We start from the raw sequence: 16,694 nt of genomic DNA on the forward strand, positions 1-16,694 counted from the left end.
TTGGAACTTCTCAAAGTCCGGAAAGTTTCCTGCGGTTATCAAATTTGATTTTTTGTACACCACTAAATCGCTGTTGTACAGTTTTCCAGCAGCGTCTCTACGGATTGTCCAATGGTGAGGAGTCTCCCGACTCCTCTTAACTATATTAGAACAATATCAATCAAACCTTTCCCATTTTCATACTAATCAATTCCTGAGGAATACAAATAATCCTGTTCAAATCTTGAACATATTAAGTGGACGCTGGATATTATCGGGAAAAAGACAATCATGGTAATCGATGGAAAACTGTACAACTGCTAATGAATGTTGTACTGAAAAATTAATTTTCGTAATCACTGGAAACTCTATGGACAGAGCGGTTTTGATTTCATAACATAAGCGACTTACGAATTTACCTTGTATGGAGCATAGGTAAATTCGTAAGTCTGAATCTCCCCGCACCAAATTCTATAAACATTTCAAAAAATTATATAAAATATATCAAAATATTATCCCAATCTTTGTATGTAATAACATGAAAAAGCTTTTAATCACCGTTTTAGCTGTCTTCTACCTGAGTGTTTCATCCGGGGCGACTGTGCATTTCCATTATTGTATGGGAGAGCTGATGGAATGGGGGCTTTCAAATGACAATTCAGAAAAAGCAGCTGATTGCAGTAATTGTGGCATGAAGAAGGGCTTTTCTGAAGATTGTTGTAAAGACCAAAAGCAGGAATTTAAACTAAAAGAATCTCAAAAAACTCCGCTTAACAACTTTCATCCCTTAGTTTTTGCTTTAGCACCAGTTACTTATCCTGATTTTACTCAAATTTTATTAACTGCTCCTACGGATCTGATTCCGGAGAGTAATGCTCCTCCACGAACACTGAAAACAGCTGTTTTCATTCGAAACTGTAATTTCCGTATCTGATTTTTATTTCCTCCTCGTCTGATTTCCATTCGGACTGATTTCGCATGCTTTTTATTCTGATGGACTCATCGGAATATTATTCATTCAATAAACTATTTCATCCAGTAATTTAAATTTTAACAATAAATATTATCGTTATGAAAAAATTAATTTATTCAATCGCAATTTTGGGTTTATTATTTAGTTCAGCCTGTAACAGTACAGAAAAACCTGCAGAAGCAGCAACTGATTCAATAGCAACTCAAACTGCTGGAGAAGGATATACCTGTCCAATGCACCCTGAAATTAAGAGTGATAAGCCGGGGACCTGTTCCATCTGCAAAATGGATCTGGTTAAAGATTCGGATCTCGAATCGGGTAGCATGATGACTGATAGTAGCAGTCACGATCATAAGCACTAATCGCAATGGTTGAAAAGATCATAGCCTTTTCATTGAGGAACCGGTTCATTGTCCTGCTTTTTGCAGTAGGATTTTTTGGATGGGGAGTCTATTCGGTCAAAACGAGTAAGATTGATGCCATTCCTGATCTTTCTGAAAATCAGGTCATTGTGTTCACCGAATGGATGGGTCGCAGTCCTCAGATCATTGAAGATCAGATCACTTATCCTCTGGTTACCAATCTTCAGGGATTGCCCAAGGTAAACTATGTGCGCGCAAATTCCATGTTCGGAATGAGTTTTATCTATATCATTTTTGAAGATGATGTAGATGTCTACTGGGCACGTTCCCGGGTATTGGAGCGTCTCAATTCAATCGGGAATGTTTTGCCCGAAGGTGTTAGTCCGACTCTTGGACCCGATGGCACCGGGGTCGGCCATGTATTATGGTACACTCTGGATGCCCCTGGAATGGATCTCGGAGAGCAAAGGGCAGTTCAGGATTGGTACATCAAATTTGCACTTCAGAATGTAGCTGGGGTGAGTGAGATCGCTTCATTTGGAGGTTTCCAGAAGCAGTATCAAATCAGTATTGATCCGAATCGCCTGAGCTATTATAAACTGAGCATCCAGGATGTGATGCAGGCGGTTAAGAGTAATAATAATGAGGCCGGAGGAAGGAAGTTTGAGATGAGTGGGATCGGATATATCATTAAAACCAGTGGGTACCTTAAATCGATTGAGGAGATCGAAAACCTGGCCTTACGAACTCAAAATTCTATTCCTGTGAAGATCAGGGATATTGGCACGGTTCAGATGGCCGGAGAAAGTCGCCTCGGCATATTCGATTATAATGGTGAGGGTGAAGTGGTAGGAGGGATTGTGGTATTGCGATATGGCGAGAATGCCGATGAGGTGATCCGCCAGGTGAAAACAAAAATGACGGAAGTAGCCAGGGGTTTACCCCAGGGGATGAAGTTTAATATTGTTTATGACCGTGGTGAATTGATCGCAGAATCAATATCTTCTATCAAAACTACCCTCATTGAAGAGATGATTGTGGTATCACTGATCGTGATCGTTTTCCTGTTTCACTGGAGAAGCGCGATAAGTATCATCATCCAGATCCCAATAACCATAGCTGCCAGCTTTATATTATTGAATGCATTTGATATTTCATCCAACATCATGTCATTAACCGGTATCGCACTGGCTATTGGTGTTATTGTCGATAATGGAATCATCATGGCAGAGAACTCTTATAAAAATCTTGCAGTAAGGCAGGCTGAATTAAATGAACAAAGAACAGGAGGAAATGCAGATGTGGAATAAATCGAAACTTAAAAAGAATGATGATTATGTTAAACTTTCTACTGAAGAAAGACTGAGCATCATCGAAAAGGCCTGTAAACAGGTGTCAAGAGGTGTATTTTATTCAACCATTATTATTATCACATCTTTTCTGCCGGTATTTTTACTGACAGGGCAGGAAGGTAAATTATTCCATCCGCTGGCCTATACCAAAACCTTTATTCTTATCATCGATGCGGTACTGGTACTTACACTGGCTCCCGTAATCATTTCATTTTTCATGAAGGGTCGTTTCCGTCAGGAGAATGAGAACCCGATCAACAGAGGATTAGAGAAGGTTTACCTTCCGATGATTCGTGCCTGCATCAGAAACAGAAAAACTACTATTGGAGTTAATATCCTTGCATTGCTTATCTCTATACCGATGATGATGAGTCTGGGGCGCGAATTCATGCCACCTTTGGATGAGCAATCTGTTTTGTTTATGCCTGTGACCTTACCTGATGTTTCCAATTCGGAGATCAAGCGAATTTTACAGGTTCAGGATAAGATTATCAAGTCTGTGCCGGAGGTCAACCATGTATTGGGCAAGGCAGGCCGTGCAAGTTCAGCAACTGATAATTCACCAATCAGCATGATTGAAACAATCATTTCGCTGAAACCAAAAAGCGAGTGGAGGCCCGGAATCAGTAAAAAGGATATCATTAATGAGCTTGATGCCAAACTTCAGATTCCGGGTGTTGTGAATGGCTGGACACAGCCCATCATCAACCGAATCAATATGCTTTCAACCGGCATTCGTACTGATGTTGGGGTCAAGGTTTATGGGCAGGATCTGAGACAGATCAGCCATATTTCTGAAGATGTGCATACCCTGCTGAAAAATATTGAAGGAGTGAAAGATCTGTATGTTGAGCCGGTTACTGGGGGTAAATACCTGGAAATTGAAATCAGACGCGATCAGTTGGATCGTTACGGGCTAACAGTGGATGATATCAATGCCACTGTTGAATCAGCGATTGGGGGCGCTCCTTTTGCTTCTACGGTAGAAGGCCGGCAACGTTTTAACATTCATTTGCGCCTAGGTCAGGAATACCGGAACAGTATAGACCGCTTGAAACGAATTCCACTAACTTCCCCTGATGCGGGAACGATCCCATTATCAGCGGTTACAACTATCCGGTTTGTGGATGGCCCGCCGATGATCAGTTCTGAAAATGCAATCCTGCGGGGTGCAGTGATGTTCAATGTTCGTGATCGCGATCTGGGGCATACTGTTCAGGAGGCTATTGATAAGTTGAATAAGGATTTGAAACTCCCAAATGGATATTTTGTAGAATGGAGCGGGCAATACGAAAATCTGATCCGGGGACAGCAAACCCTGATCTATATTCTGCCTGTAGTAATCTTTATTATCTTTCTGGCCCTGTATCTGGCTTTTAAATCAATCAGAGAGGCATTTTTAAGTCTCGTGACTATTCCTTTCGCCCTTATCGGGGGTGCTTTCCTGGTTTATTTCTGGGGTGTGAATCTTTCAGTTGCCGTAGCGGTTGGATTTATTGCCCTTTTCGGGATCGCCGTCGAAACTGGTGTGGTGATGGTAATCTATTTGAATGATGCAATGAGACAGCTGGTTGCTTTGAAAGGCAATTCCAGTGAAACAATTACCAAAGAAGATTTAAGGGAATACGTGATCAATGGTGCTGCCAAACGTTTACGACCCAAGATCATGACGGTTTGTGTCGCATTATTTGGTTTGACACCTGTTTTATGGTCGGGTGGGGTGGGAAGCGATGTGATGCAGCCTATTGTGCTGCCAATGATTGGAGGGGTACTCACTTCATCCACCCATATTTTATTGGTTACACCATTGATCTTTCTGATGACAAAAGAGTATGAATTGCGAAAATTTGGAAAACTGGAGGTACATGATGTTCAGCATTAAGAAAATAGTTTTGTTGTTTGCTTTCCTGACTTCATACACGGTCTACGGACAGCAGATTATGAATCTGGAGGAAATATTAGCGGAGATTAGTGCCAATAATCCTTCTCTGAAGTCCTATGCAAGCCGGATTCAAAGCAAGGATTCTAAAGTGGAAGGCGCCGGCTCATGGATGGCTCCAATGGTTGGGGCAGGAACTTTTATGAGTCCTTACCCCGCACAGGGTAAGGTTGGCGATGATGAACGTGGGGCATTCATGATCACTGCTGAACAGGATATTCCCAATCCCGCAAAGGTCAGGGCAAAAAAGGAATACCTCAAAACGCAGTCACTTACCTATGAATTGGGTAGAAATGAACGTTTTAACCAGTTAAGAGCCAGTGCAAAGTATCTCTATTTCGGACTTTTGGTAGCTCAAAAGCGTATTGTCTTCCAGAAGGAGAATCAGCAGATCATGCAGACGATGAAAAAGCTTGCAGAGATACGTTATCCCTTTAATCAGGGGGGATTAAATCAGGTTTTTAAAGCTGAGGGAAGGGTCTATGAATCTGAGAATATGATTCTGATGACAGAGGCAGAGATTCGTTCAAAAAAGATTGCTTTGAATGCATTGATGAACAGAGCAGCGAATGCCGAGTTTGAAATTGAAACCGGGTATCAGGTTAAGTTCAGTCCTAAAGCAGATCTCGACACTGCTTATCTGGCTGGAACAAGGAGCGATATTTTGCATATGGAACATGATATACATGCGATGGAAAGGAATATTGATCTGATGCGGCAGGAGTCAAAGCCCGATTTTAAAATTCGGTTTGATCATATGTCAAATTATTCTGCAATGATGCCAAGGCAGTTTACGGTGATGGGAATGCTTTCCATTCCGATTGCTCCCTGGTCCTCCAAAATGTATAAATCAGAGATCAAATCCATGAATTTTGAGCGGGAAGCCATGCGGCAGGAGAAAGCGGCTATGCTTACAGAAATTTTAGGGATGAGTAAGTCTATGGAAAACGATCTGGTTAATATGCAGCAGCAGTTATTTAATTATGAGACCAAGATTTTGCCTTCATTGGAAAAGTATCTCAAGGTTTCGATGTTATCCTATCAGGAAAATAAAACCGATTTAAATACGGTGATAGATGGGTGGGAATCGATCAATATGTCGCAGATGAATTATCTGGATCAGTTACAGAAATATTATCAAATGATTGTGGAGTATGAGAAGAATATTGAACGTTAAAATCGCATATTTTCTGATTATCGGATCATTCCTTTTAAGCTGTAATCAAGATAAAAAGCTTAGTTCTGGCAGTCAGGTGCAGAAATACACTTGCCCAATGCATCCGCAGATAGTGAAAGATGGCCCGGGTACTTGCCCTATCTGTAAAATGGATCTGGTTCCTCTGCATACTGCTGATTCACATGGTGCTGCGGATACAAGTTTAAATTCCTTAGTGAAACCAAGTAATGAGTTGGTTATATCCGGAATCAAAACAATCAGGGTAGAGAAGGGGCTTAAAAAATCTGAAATCGTCCTGAAAGGGATCATAAACTATAATACGAATAACTGGCGGTCGGTATCGGCAAGGGTGAGTGGCCGTATTGAAAAGCTATATGTGAAATATAATTATGAGCGGGTTAGCAAAGGACAAAAGATTATGGAGATTTATAGCCCTGATCTGGCAAATGCCCAGCAGGAATTGCTCTTTCTGAAAAACAATAATGAACCTGCACTTCTTGAATCTGCCAAAAGGAAATTGTTACTTCTTGGTTTAAGTCTGACCCAGATAAACAGGGTCCTAAGCACAGGCAGGTTAGAAGATAGAATCGCTGTTTACAGTCCATATTCAGGTTATGTTGCTGAATTGGGTTTAAACACCCCAACTTCTTCAGGTATGGTAAACCAGGCTGGTGGAACAAGAATCAGCTCAGGAAGCGCAGGCGGAATGAGTTCTATGAATGCTACTGCATCATCCGCTACTCTGCCGGAAATACCGGATATTCCTGCAGGTGGATCTTTGCAAATCAGGGAAGGACAATATATCAATGCCGGTCAGAAGTTATTCGATCTGATCAATACAGATCAGGTCTGGGCCGAGTTCTTTGCCCGACCGGATCAATTGCAGGAGTTTAAACCGGGTAAAAGAGTACTTGTTCAGTCCATAGATCTTGCGGATCAGCGTTCAGAAGTTGCTGTGAGCCTGATTCAGCCTTATTTTAGTAACGGAATCAATTATTCCCTGATCAGAGCCAATATGCCAAACAGTACTAAAAGCTGGAAGGTGGGTCAGTTGATCTCAGTAAGCAGGGACGCCGCAATAGAAGGGAACTGGCTGCCCGCTACAGCCCTTGTTCAGGTTGGAACACAATATGTGGTATTTATCAAAAAGGATAAAGGATTTATACCGGTTTTTGTGAAGCTGAAGCATCGGGCGGACCAATGGATTGATATAGGGGAAAGTCTGGAACCTGACACAGAATTGGCAATTAATGCCTGGTTCCTCATAGATAGCGAAGGTTTTATAAAAGCAAAGCGTTTATAATGAGAACAAAAATAATTTTAGGGCTGATCATTCTTTATTCAGGATTCATTTTCTCCGGATGTAGTGAGGGGCATGAAAAGCATGCAGAAGCAGAAAAATATACCTGCCCGATGCATCCTCAGATCGTTAAAAATGGCCCCGGTACTTGCCCGATCTGCAAGATGGATCTGGTTCCGGTAAATTCTGCGGGTGGTAAAAATGAGCTGTCACTTAGCGATAGCCAGATTCAGTTGGCTAATATTCATACCATGATGATCAATCGTACTGACTTCAGTACTTCAAAAGTATTAAATGGCCGTTTGATTGTAAATCCGGAACAGACTCAAGTAATTTCCAGTCGGTATGCCGGAAGGATTGAAAAATTGTTTGTGAAAGAAATGGGGCGGTCTGTTAAAAAAGGCCAGGCGATTTTTCAGATCTATAGTGAAGAACTCCAGACCCTGCAGCAGGATTATTTATTACAACTTAAGCAGGTCGCGGTATTTCCTGAAGAGAAGATCTATCAATCAATGCGGGAGGCTGCGAAAAATAAACTACGCTTGTTCGGCTATTCAGATGCTCAGATCCGGGTACTGACCGCTTCAGGAAAAGCAGCGCCATTGCTCACCGTCTATTCATCAGCGTCCGGAGTTGTGACTGAGCTGAATGTTTCGGAAGGACAGTATTTATCGGAAGGCAGTCAGATATTAAAGCTTGAAAATTTCAGTCAGCTCTGGCTTGAAATGGACGTGTATCCGAATGAAATGGGAATTATCAAACTGGGTACTAAGGTTCAGGCTTCGATCAATGGCATTAGCGAAAAAGAGCAGACGCTGACTATCGATTTTATTTCCCCGCAGATGGATCCATCCTCCCAGGTACTAAAAGTAAGGGCTCCGATTAATAACCCGGGAAATTTACAGGCAGGGATGCAGGCAACTGTGTTTCTACCCCTGGCAGAAATATCAGATGCTATGAGTTTGCCATTGGATGCAGTGGTACGCGATGAGAAGGGCGCACATGTATGGATCAAAACGGCAAAAAATACCTACTCTCCAAGGATGGTACTCACGGGTGAGGAAGATACGGATCGGATCATTATCCTTTCAGGGCTTGAAAATGTGAAAGAGGTGGTTGTAAGCGGGGCATATTTATTATCCAGTGAATTTATTTTGAAAAAGGGGACAGATCCAATGCTGGGTCATGATATGAGTAAGATGCAAGACTAATTATTTGATTATTAATAATTTATAATAAATTTATAGATATGGATCATCATCAGCACGGACATATACATCCCCATGGGGAGCATGGTAATAATCATGCAGGTTTGATGAATGAACATCCAAATTCTCATGTGGTTGATGAGCATGCAGGCCATCAAACTTCGGATTTTTTAAAAAGATTCTGGATAAGTCTCATTCTTACTATCCCCGTTCTTCTATTGTCAGAAATGATCCAGCATTGGTTTGGATTTCATATTGCATTCCCGGGTGACAAGTTTGTATTGTTAGGGCTTAGCTTAATCTTATTTATTTATGGAGGCAAGCCCTTCCTGATAGGGATGCTACGTGAAATAAAGCAATCAAATCCAGGCATGATGACCTTGATTGGAGTTGCAATACTTGTTGCATTCGTTTACAGTACTTCCGTTATTTTTGGCTTGAAGGGTATGGATTTCTTTTGGGAGCTTGCTACCCTGATAGATATTATGTTGCTGGGACATTATTTTGAGATGCGTTCCCAGCATGCCGCATCCCGGGCTCTTGAATCATTGGTTGCATTGCTTCCTTCAGATGTTCATGTAGAGCGCAAGGGAGTAGTTGTTGATCTACCATTGAAAGAACTACGCAATCAAGATATTATTCTCATCAAACCCGGTGAAAAAATTCCTGCCGATGGGAAGATCATTAGTGGACATTCTTTTGTTAATGAAAGTATGCTTACCGGAGAAAGTTTGCCGGTCAGGAAGCAAAAAGAAGATCTGGTTATAGGTGGTTCGATCAACGGCGATGGATCTATAAAAGTACTCGTTACCGGAACCGGTGAGCAAAGTTATCTTAATAAGGTAATTAATATGGTTCAGGGTGCTCAGGCTATCAAATCGAGAACACAAAATCTGGCTAATAAAGTTGCCAAATGGCTGACATATGTATCTCTGAGTATCGGTATAATTACATTTATCGTATGGTTTAGTAAGGATGGGGATATGGCCTTCGCATTGGAAAGGATGGTAACCGTCATGGTTACATCATGTCCTCATGCCCTCGGGGTTGCAATTCCTTTGGTTGTTGCTATTTCAACGTCTCAGGCAGCGGTTAATGGCCTTTTGATTAGAAACAGAACAGCATTTGAAAATTCAAGGAATCTAAGTCTCGTAATTTTTGATAAAACAGGAACTTTAACAGAAGGCTCCCATGGTATTCAACGTATCATTGTTATTGATAAAATCTATTCAGAAAATGATATTCTTCAATATGCTGCAGCCTTACAGCAAAATTCTGAGCATTATATCGCTCAAGGTGTAAAGAAATCATTAGATCTTAAAAAGCTCGAACTATGGCCATCAACTGAATTTGAATATCTTCCGGGTATCGGTATTAAAGGAAAAGTGAAAGGAAAAGAAGTAATAGCCGTAGGTCCGAATTATTTCAGGAAGGAAAATATGCCGGTTCCTGAAATCCCTGAAGAAATTAACCAGTCTTCAGAAACTGTTAATTTTTTAAATATTGATGGAAAAACTGCCGGGATAATCACTCTTTCAGATACAATCCGACCATCATCCAAAGCCGCCATTGAAGAGCTTAAATCAATGGGGATCAAATCTTATCTTCTAACCGGTGATAACGAACATGTGGCTAAATCAGTTTCCGATTCATTAGGAATGGACGGCTTTCTGGCAAATGTATTACCGGATCAGAAGCAGCAAAAGGTCTTAGAGTTTCAGCAGAAGGGTGAGATCGTGGCAATGACTGGTGATGGTGTGAATGACGCTCCTGCGCTTGCACAGGCCAATGTGGGTATTGCAGTTGGTTCAGGGACGGATGTTGCTGCTGAAACAGCAGATATTTTACTGGTTAACAGTGATCCCCGGGATATAGTAAAAATTATCAGGTTCGGCAGGGCAACTTATAAAAAGATGATTCAGAATCTATTTTGGGCAGTAGGTTATAACATAGTTGCAATTCCTTTGGCTGCTGGAGTTTTATATCCGGGTTTTTTGCTTAGCCCGGCAGCAGGGGCTGTTTTGATGAGTATTAGTACGATAATTGTGGCTATTAATGCTCAGTTATTAAAACGTAGTCTTTAAATGGAATTATATATCAAAAATATGGTATGTAACAGGTGCATCACGGCAGTTCAAAATGTGCTGTTCAAACTTGAATTGCATCCCATAGATGTCCAGATGGGTATGGTAAGGCTTAAGGAGGATAAGTTGGATGAACAAAAGCTTCTTGAACTGAATAAACATTTAAATTCCCTTGGGTTTGAGTTGCTGGATAAAGGTAAGAGCAGGGTCATTGAACAGATCAAAAATCTCATTATTGAAAAAATATTTCATTCAGAGTTTCTGGAGCAAAAAATAAACTGGTCGGGTCTTATTTCTGATAAGGTATTTCATGAATATAGTTATTTAAGCTCATTATTTTCTTCTGTCGAGGGTATTACCATTGAACAATACATTATTCGCCAGAAAATAGAGCGGGTTAAGGAACTCTTATTTTATGATGAATTGAACCTTGGTGAAATTGCCAACAAACTGGGATACAGCAGTATTGCTCATCTATCGGCCCAGTTCAAAAAGGTTACTGGCCAAACCCCTACCCAGTTTAAGAATAACAGGGCCTCTGATGTGCAGAGGAGATCAATTGATAATGTTTAACTGATACAAACACAAAGTTGTATAACTCTTACCTGTAATTCTGTAAAGCCTTAAGCGCTTCTATATCATAATTTTGTATTGTAAATCAAGATTATGAACGAAGAACCAAAATCTCAATCAAAGGAGACTTCCACAACGACTATCAGGGCTGTGTTCCCGGTAACTGGCATGACCTGCGCCGGATGTGCAATCAGTGTTGAGTCAATACTTAAATCTACGACAGGAGTTATTGATGCAGGGGTAAACTTTGCGAATAATACTGCATGGGCAGAGTATGATTCTCTGAAAACAAATCCGCCGGCACTGCAAAAGAGTATTCAATCTATTGGATATGATATAATTATCGACACAGAGAATTCTGCAGAACTACAGGAGAGCTTTCAGCTTACAAATTACCTGGAACTAAAAAACCGGACAATATGGGCTTCAATACTTGCCTTCCCTGTATTTGTAATTGGGATGTTTTTCATGGACATGCCTTATGGAACCTGGATATCTATGATACTGACTGCTCCCGTCCTGTTTTGGTTTGGCAGAAACTTCTTCATCAACGCCTGGAAGCAGGCAAGGCACGGGATGGTGAATATGGACACTTTAGTGGCTTTGAGCACCGGAATAGCTTTTGTTTTTAGCGCATTTAACACCTTCAACCCTGAATACTGGCACAGCAGGGGAATACATCCGCATGTTTATTATGAAGCTGCTGCTGTGATTATAGCCTTTATTTCCTTCGGAAAATTACTGGAAGAAAAGGCTAAGTCAAACACGACCACAGCCATTAAAAAATTAATGGGATTACAGCCTAAAACAGTTCGGATTCTTAACGATGATAAGGAAGAAGAGATTCCTGTTTCGCAGGTCGCTCCAGGTCAGATCATAGTCCTTAGACCGGGAGAAAGGGTTTCTGTTGATGGCACTGCCGTTTCAGGATCATCTTATTTGGACGAAAGCATGATCAGTGGTGAACCTATCGCAGTTTTGAAGGAAGCGGGCGAAAAATTATTCGCAGGCACAATCAATCAGAAAGGTAGTATTCATTTTAGAGCCGAAAAGGTTGGTGCCGATACCCTGCTTGCACATATCGTAAAAATGGTGCAATTGGCGCAGGGAAGTAAAGCTCCGGTGCAAAAGCTAGTGGATAAGATAGCAGGAATATTTGTTCCGGTTGTAATTGGTATTTCAATCCTGACATTTGCAGTCTGGATGTTAATTGGAGGGGAGCAAGCATTTTCTCATGCTTTACTTACTTCGGTAACTGTACTGGTCATTGCCTGTCCCTGTGCTTTGGGACTTGCAACTCCAACAGCAATCATGGTGGGAGTTGGTAAGGGTGCTGAAAATAATATTCTTATAAAGGATGCTGAAAGCCTTGAATTGGGATATAAAGTCAATGCGGTCATTCTTGATAAAACAGGTACTATCACAGAGGGCCGGCCTGTAGTTACCGCAATGAACTGGTCACCTGAAATTAGTGATAAAGAGCAATATTTTAAGGTTCTTTACAGTCTGGAAATAAATTCTGAGCATCCACTGGCTGATGCGATAGTTAAGAAGTTAACAGAGGACGGAATTTCAGGTGTTCAACTAGAATCATTTGATAGTATCACAGCGCGGGGAGTAAAAGGTATTCATAATGGAATCGGGTTTTTCGTCGGGAATCATCAGTTTCTGGAAGAACAAAATATATCTTTAAATACAGATCAGTTTGAATATGTACAGAAAAGGCAACATGAAGCTAATACAGTAATTTACTTTGCAGATCAGAAAAAGGTATTGTCAATTATTTCTGTTGCCGATAAAATTAAGGATTCCTCGACTGAGGCTATCCGTCAACTGCATGATTTGGGTATTGAAGTTCATATGCTTACCGGAGATAATGAACAGACAGCTTCTGCTGTAGCAAAAGAAGTGGGAATTAAAAGTTACAGGGCTGAGGTTTTGCCATCTGATAAAGCCGATTTCATTAAGCAGCTACAGTCTGAGGGAAAGGTTGTTGCTATGGTGGGAGATGGGATCAACGATTCTCATGCCCTGGCACAGGCTGATGTTAGTATTGCGATGGGAAAGGGTTCAGACATCGCCATGGATGTTGCCAAGATTACTCTAATCACCTCTAACCTGCAGTCTATTCCCATGGCATTGAAACTTTCAAAAAGGACCGTTCAAACTATTCGTCAAAACCTGTTCTGGGCCTTTATTTATAATATTATCGGGATTCCGCTTGCGGCAGGTGTTTTGTACAGCTACAATGGTTTTTTACTTGATCCAATGATCGCAGGGGCAGCAATGGCACTCAGTTCAGTTTCTGTAGTTAGTAACAGCCTCAGATTAAAAGCTTTAAAACTCAGGTCTAATTAAATAAATAATATCAAAAAATCAGAAATAATGGAAACAATTAAATTTAAAACGAATATCAAATGTACAGGATGTCTGGCTCAGGTTGGTCCGGCATTGAACGAGACTGCCGGTGAGAATAACTGGAAGGTGGATCTGGATTCAAGTGATAAAACACTAACTGTTGAGGGAGATCTTCATGAAGCTGAAATTATTGCTTCTGTGAAAAAGGCAGGATATACAGCCGAAAGGATTTGAAAAGCAAAAAAGGGGTACGAAATTGTACCCCTTTTTTTAATATTTAGAAGGAATTTATTGGGAAATTGTGATCGTTCCCAGATCTTTTACGGAGCCTGTAACTACAGCAACATTCTCAATAGTTTTATTTATGTACGGACTTACAGGTTGAATTTCAACTTTATAAGTTCCGGCAGCTACACCAGGGAACCAAAATTTACCGGTCGCATCACTAATAGTCCCCAGAGTATCAGTTCCTGCAATTGCATAGATCTTAGGATTAGAAGCTGAAGGTGTAATTATACCTGTAATGGCTCCTGAAACTGAATTAGGAATAGCTCTGATTACAGGTTTTAAGATGTATTTGTCATTTCCTGTCTGAACAACAGATTTTGCTGCATCAAAGTCAAGCAAAAGGGTATATGCAATGCCTGCTTCAAGAGTTTCCTGTACCTTTAATTTCACACCTGAACTCTGTCCGCTTGGTGTGGTCAGAGGATAAGTCACTCCATTAATCTTAACCTGATTTCCTGTGGTGTTTAATACAAGTCTAATTTCCTGTATCTTTCCTGAAGGGATATCCTGAGAAGCAATAAGGGTATCCTTACCCATTCTGAAATTAAGAATATTGAAAGGGGTAGGACCAACCGCAAGCGTGCTTGTTCCATCAGATGTAAGAATCTGAATTTCCTTAACACTTAAATATATTGCTTCATAAGCACCGGGGCTATCAGTGATCTTAACATTCATTCTGGTCATCCCGTCTTCATTGTTCTTCTTACAGGCTGTCAATCCTATTGCAAGGCCTATACAGCCAATGATCATTAATTTTTTCATGATATATTTTTTTAGGTGTTTACTAGATATTCATTGTAAACCAATTGCCGTGCCACTCCATTTTGTATTTGGAGATAAACTGGCTTGATTTATGTTGTATAGATCGTAACTAAATGAAAATCAATATGAAAAGATTAATTAACTATGCAGCTGTTCCTTTATTGGCCTTCGGGCTTTTCTCAATGGGCTCTTGTACTAATAACGCTACAAAATCTGATGAGTCAGAAGTATTTGTAATGGATTCTGTTTCAAAGGATCTTGAACAAGCTACCAAAGAGCTTGAAGATAAAAATGCAAAACTTGAGGCTTCCTTAGAAACAGTTGACAAAGAATTTGAAACCGCTAAATAAAAGATATTATGAAAAGAAATAACATTTTAAGGATCAGCATCCTTCCATTTATTGTCATAACACTATTGGCCCTGGCAGATCCGCAAAAGGGTAATAACGGACAGGGAAAATCAGAAGGTAAAGAAAACGATGCAAATGGAAAAGACAAGGGAAAGAACCAGTCTGATAAAAACCAGGGAAAGGATGACAAAAAGGATAAGGACTACCGGGATGATAAAAACCAAAGACAGGATAATGATGATCGTGGTGATAAGAGAGAGCAGGGAAAGAATGAGAAGTATAATGACGATAAGGGCAAGTCCGGCAAAAACAAAGGAAATACTGATGGCGGAAATTGGGAGATTAAAAGAGGTAAGGGAAATAGTAAAGTGATGAATGGCAAAAGGGATATCGATATTGACTGGGGAATTAATAATTGGGCACAGCGTAAACATCCGAAAAATCAAAAGAAAGTTAGCATCTGCCATAATCCAGCCGGTAATGATTCGGGCAATTCGGTAACTATCAATATCTCCGAAAATGCAGTTCAGGCACATTTAAACCATGGTGATATCATTGGGAATTGTACAACTAATTATTCAGATCGCTGGTCTTCAAAATACATCCAATCACGTGAGACTGTTTATACTAACTATGAACAAACCTATGAGACTATGTCTTATAGTGAAGCACTTTTAAAGTATGCAATGGAGAAACTTTTAGGAGTAAAAACAAATCTGAATACCAGCAGGGTAAATCTTAGTACTCAGGAAGTTCAACGCCGTGAAGGACTTATTCTGGATCTTCAGAATAATGTAACAGATCTCGAAAATCAATTGGCTTTAACCCGGAACAGGCTTGATTCTGATGTAAATATTATAGTGCAATTATAATAGTTTTATAAACCTTTCAGGTTTATACTGAACACTTCCATATCTTGTGATTCATTAAGAATGAACTCAGGATATGAAAGTGTTTTTTTTATTTGTATTTTTTAGTATTTCGATTCCATGTTATTCACTCCTTCCTGAAACAACAATTCAGGGGCAGCAACCAAATCTTTCAATTGATACTAAAGGAGTTATTCGCGTCACATACGGGAACGGTGAAAAGATCTATTGTTTAACTTCAACCAATAATGGAATTAGTTTTTCTTCTGCAGTACTGGTGGCTGAACTTCCCGGTATGCATTTAGGGAATACCAGAGGCCCCCAAATTGCCTCTTCTAAAAATTTTTCCATGATTAGTGCGATGGATAAGGGAGGAAATATCCATTCTTACAGATTAAACCATTCAATAGGAAAATGGATACTGGTGACAGAAATTAATGACAAAAAAGCTTCGGCTCCCGAAGGGTTAATGGCAATCGCTGCCGATAAAGAGGATAATTTTTACGCTACGTGGCTTGACATCAGGGAGGGGAAGACAAATAATGTATATTTTTCTTCAATCAATGGTAAATCTGTTAAATGGAACGCTAATTCCCTGGTTTATAAATCACCGGATAAGCATGTTTGCGAATGCTGTAAGCCAAATATTGTCGTAGCCAATCGAAAAATTGTCATTGGATTCCGTAACTGGTTAATGGGTTCAAGGGATATTTATTATACAGTTTCCAATGATAAGGGGAAATCCTTTTCTGCCGCTCAAAAATCAGGAACAGGAACATGGAAGTTAAATGCCTGTCCAATGGATGGAGGTAGTTTAGCGGTTAATTCTTCGGGAATGGTTTCAGCGGCCTGGAGAAGAAACGGAGATGTTTATTACTGGTCGGAAAATCAGGCGGAAATCAAACTTGATTCAGGCCGGGATGTTAGTATGGCTCAAAATAATAAAGAAACATATATCGCCTGGCAGGATAAAAAAATTGTGAGTGTAATGAATTTGAATACAAAAAAGGTTACCGTGCTTGGCTCCGGTGTTTCTCCGAAAGTTTACACTCTGGACAATGGGAAAGCAATTTGTTTCTGGGAAGATGATAAACAGCTGAGATTTAAGCTAATATAAATC

Annotated in this window: 15 protein-coding genes; 14 read left to right on the plus strand and 1 reads right to left on the minus strand. The window is 40.3% G+C overall.

The window, feature by feature from the left end; genetic code table 11:
• Positions 1-517: 517 nt before the first annotated feature.
• From Q8S11_RS09570 to Q8S11_RS09620, 11 genes are all read left to right on the plus strand, one after another.
• Positions 518-913 carry a hypothetical protein gene (locus Q8S11_RS09570; RefSeq protein WP_305661869.1) on the plus strand — a complete coding sequence of 132 codons (396 nt, stop codon included), beginning with the start codon at positions 518-520 and terminating at the stop codon, positions 911-913.
• 137 nt (positions 914-1,050) lie between these two features.
• Complete coding sequence (locus tag Q8S11_RS09575) at positions 1,051-1,314, plus strand: heavy metal-binding domain-containing protein (RefSeq protein WP_305661870.1); 264 nt, start codon at positions 1,051-1,053, stop codon at positions 1,312-1,314.
• Positions 1,315-1,319: 5 nt separating this feature from the next.
• Positions 1,320-2,624 carry an efflux RND transporter permease subunit gene (locus Q8S11_RS09580; RefSeq protein WP_305661871.1) on the plus strand — a complete coding sequence of 435 codons (1,305 nt, stop codon included), beginning with the start codon at positions 1,320-1,322 and terminating at the stop codon, positions 2,622-2,624.
• Positions 2,608-4,548, plus strand: a complete 1,941-nt coding sequence (locus tag Q8S11_RS09585; protein ID WP_305661903.1) for an efflux RND transporter permease subunit — start codon at positions 2,608-2,610, stop codon at positions 4,546-4,548. The genes Q8S11_RS09580 and Q8S11_RS09585 overlap by 17 nt, the downstream gene beginning before the upstream one ends.
• Positions 4,532-5,782 carry a TolC family protein gene (locus Q8S11_RS09590; RefSeq protein ID WP_305661872.1) on the plus strand — a complete coding sequence of 417 codons (1,251 nt, stop codon included), beginning with the start codon at positions 4,532-4,534 and terminating at the stop codon, positions 5,780-5,782. The genes Q8S11_RS09585 and Q8S11_RS09590 overlap by 17 nt, the downstream gene beginning before the upstream one ends.
• Positions 5,760-7,085, plus strand: a complete 1,326-nt coding sequence (locus tag Q8S11_RS09595; protein WP_305661873.1) for an efflux RND transporter periplasmic adaptor subunit — start codon at positions 5,760-5,762, stop codon at positions 7,083-7,085. Before Q8S11_RS09590 ends, Q8S11_RS09595 begins: the two co-directional genes overlap by 23 nt.
• Positions 7,085-8,293 (plus strand): efflux RND transporter periplasmic adaptor subunit, encoded by a 1,209-nt coding sequence (locus Q8S11_RS09600; protein ID WP_305661874.1) that lies wholly within the window; start codon positions 7,085-7,087, stop codon positions 8,291-8,293. Before Q8S11_RS09595 ends, Q8S11_RS09600 begins: the two co-directional genes overlap by 1 nt.
• Before the next feature lie 38 nt (positions 8,294-8,331).
• Positions 8,332-10,374, plus strand: coding sequence for a copper-translocating P-type ATPase (locus tag Q8S11_RS09605; RefSeq protein ID WP_305661875.1), 2,043 nt, complete (start codon positions 8,332-8,334; stop codon positions 10,372-10,374).
• Positions 10,375-10,947 carry an AraC family transcriptional regulator gene (locus Q8S11_RS09610; RefSeq protein WP_305661876.1) on the plus strand — a complete coding sequence of 191 codons (573 nt, stop codon included), beginning with the start codon at positions 10,375-10,377 and terminating at the stop codon, positions 10,945-10,947.
• Between the two features lie 93 nt (positions 10,948-11,040).
• Positions 11,041-13,305 (plus strand): cation-translocating P-type ATPase, encoded by a 2,265-nt coding sequence (locus Q8S11_RS09615; RefSeq protein ID WP_305661877.1) that lies wholly within the window; start codon positions 11,041-11,043, stop codon positions 13,303-13,305.
• A gap of 27 nt (positions 13,306-13,332) precedes the next feature.
• On the plus strand, positions 13,333-13,539 hold the full coding sequence (locus tag Q8S11_RS09620) for a heavy-metal-associated domain-containing protein (protein ID WP_305661878.1): 207 nt from the start codon (positions 13,333-13,335) through the stop codon (positions 13,537-13,539).
• 54 nt (positions 13,540-13,593) lie between these two features.
• Here the strand turns inward: Q8S11_RS09620 and Q8S11_RS09625 are convergent, their stop codons facing one another.
• Positions 13,594-14,355: a DUF4382 domain-containing protein gene (locus Q8S11_RS09625; protein WP_305661879.1), complete on the minus strand. Its 762-nt coding sequence runs from the start codon at positions 14,353-14,355 to the stop codon at positions 13,594-13,596.
• A gap of 125 nt (positions 14,356-14,480) precedes the next feature.
• Between Q8S11_RS09625 and Q8S11_RS09630 the strand changes: the two genes are divergently transcribed.
• The 3 genes from Q8S11_RS09630 to Q8S11_RS09640 all read left to right on the plus strand — a co-directional run bounded on the left by Q8S11_RS09630 (position 14,481) and on the right by Q8S11_RS09640 (position 16,691).
• Positions 14,481-14,705, plus strand: coding sequence for a hypothetical protein (locus Q8S11_RS09630; RefSeq protein WP_305661880.1), 225 nt, complete (start codon positions 14,481-14,483; stop codon positions 14,703-14,705).
• Positions 14,706-14,713: 8 nt separating this feature from the next.
• Positions 14,714-15,577 (plus strand): hypothetical protein, encoded by an 864-nt coding sequence (locus Q8S11_RS09635; protein ID WP_305661881.1) that lies wholly within the window; start codon positions 14,714-14,716, stop codon positions 15,575-15,577.
• 73 nt (positions 15,578-15,650) lie between these two features.
• Positions 15,651-16,691, plus strand: coding sequence for a hypothetical protein (locus tag Q8S11_RS09640; RefSeq protein ID WP_305661882.1), 1,041 nt, complete (start codon positions 15,651-15,653; stop codon positions 16,689-16,691).
• Positions 16,692-16,694: the final 3 nt, after the last annotated feature.

The sequence above is a fragment of the Daejeonella sp. genome (assembly GCF_030695525.1).
Classification (GTDB): domain Bacteria; phylum Bacteroidota; class Bacteroidia; order Sphingobacteriales; family Sphingobacteriaceae; genus Daejeonella.

What these genes read in the sequence shown, in the direction of transcription:
- Q8S11_RS09570 (WP_305661869.1), top strand. Translation starts at nt 518, where the DNA reads ATGAAAAAGCTTTTAATCACCGTTTTAGCTGTCTTCTACCTGAGTGTT.
- Q8S11_RS09575 (WP_305661870.1), top strand. Translation starts at nt 1,051, where the DNA reads ATGAAAAAATTAATTTATTCAATCGCAATTTTGGGTTTATTATTTAGT.
- Q8S11_RS09580 (WP_305661871.1), top strand. Translation starts at nt 1,320, where the DNA reads ATGGTTGAAAAGATCATAGCCTTTTCATTGAGGAACCGGTTCATTGTC.
- Q8S11_RS09585 (WP_305661903.1), top strand. Translation starts at nt 2,608, where the DNA reads ATGCAGATGTGGAATAAATCGAAACTTAAAAAGAATGATGATTATGTT.
- Q8S11_RS09590 (WP_305661872.1), top strand. Translation starts at nt 4,532, where the DNA reads ATGATGTTCAGCATTAAGAAAATAGTTTTGTTGTTTGCTTTCCTGACT.
- Q8S11_RS09595 (WP_305661873.1), top strand. Translation starts at nt 5,760, where the DNA reads ATGAGAAGAATATTGAACGTTAAAATCGCATATTTTCTGATTATCGGA.
- Q8S11_RS09600 (WP_305661874.1), top strand. Translation starts at nt 7,085, where the DNA reads ATGAGAACAAAAATAATTTTAGGGCTGATCATTCTTTATTCAGGATTC.
- Q8S11_RS09605 (WP_305661875.1), top strand. Translation starts at nt 8,332, where the DNA reads ATGGATCATCATCAGCACGGACATATACATCCCCATGGGGAGCATGGT.
- Q8S11_RS09610 (WP_305661876.1), top strand. Translation starts at nt 10,375, where the DNA reads ATGGAATTATATATCAAAAATATGGTATGTAACAGGTGCATCACGGCA.
- Q8S11_RS09615 (WP_305661877.1), top strand. Translation starts at nt 11,041, where the DNA reads ATGAACGAAGAACCAAAATCTCAATCAAAGGAGACTTCCACAACGACT.
- Q8S11_RS09620 (WP_305661878.1), top strand. Translation starts at nt 13,333, where the DNA reads ATGGAAACAATTAAATTTAAAACGAATATCAAATGTACAGGATGTCTG.
- Q8S11_RS09625 (WP_305661879.1), bottom strand. Translation starts at nt 14,355, where the DNA reads ATGAAAAAATTAATGATCATTGGCTGTATAGGCCTTGCAATAGGATTG.
- Q8S11_RS09630 (WP_305661880.1), top strand. Translation starts at nt 14,481, where the DNA reads ATGAAAAGATTAATTAACTATGCAGCTGTTCCTTTATTGGCCTTCGGG.
- Q8S11_RS09635 (WP_305661881.1), top strand. Translation starts at nt 14,714, where the DNA reads ATGAAAAGAAATAACATTTTAAGGATCAGCATCCTTCCATTTATTGTC.
- Q8S11_RS09640 (WP_305661882.1), top strand. Translation starts at nt 15,651, where the DNA reads ATGAAAGTGTTTTTTTTATTTGTATTTTTTAGTATTTCGATTCCATGT.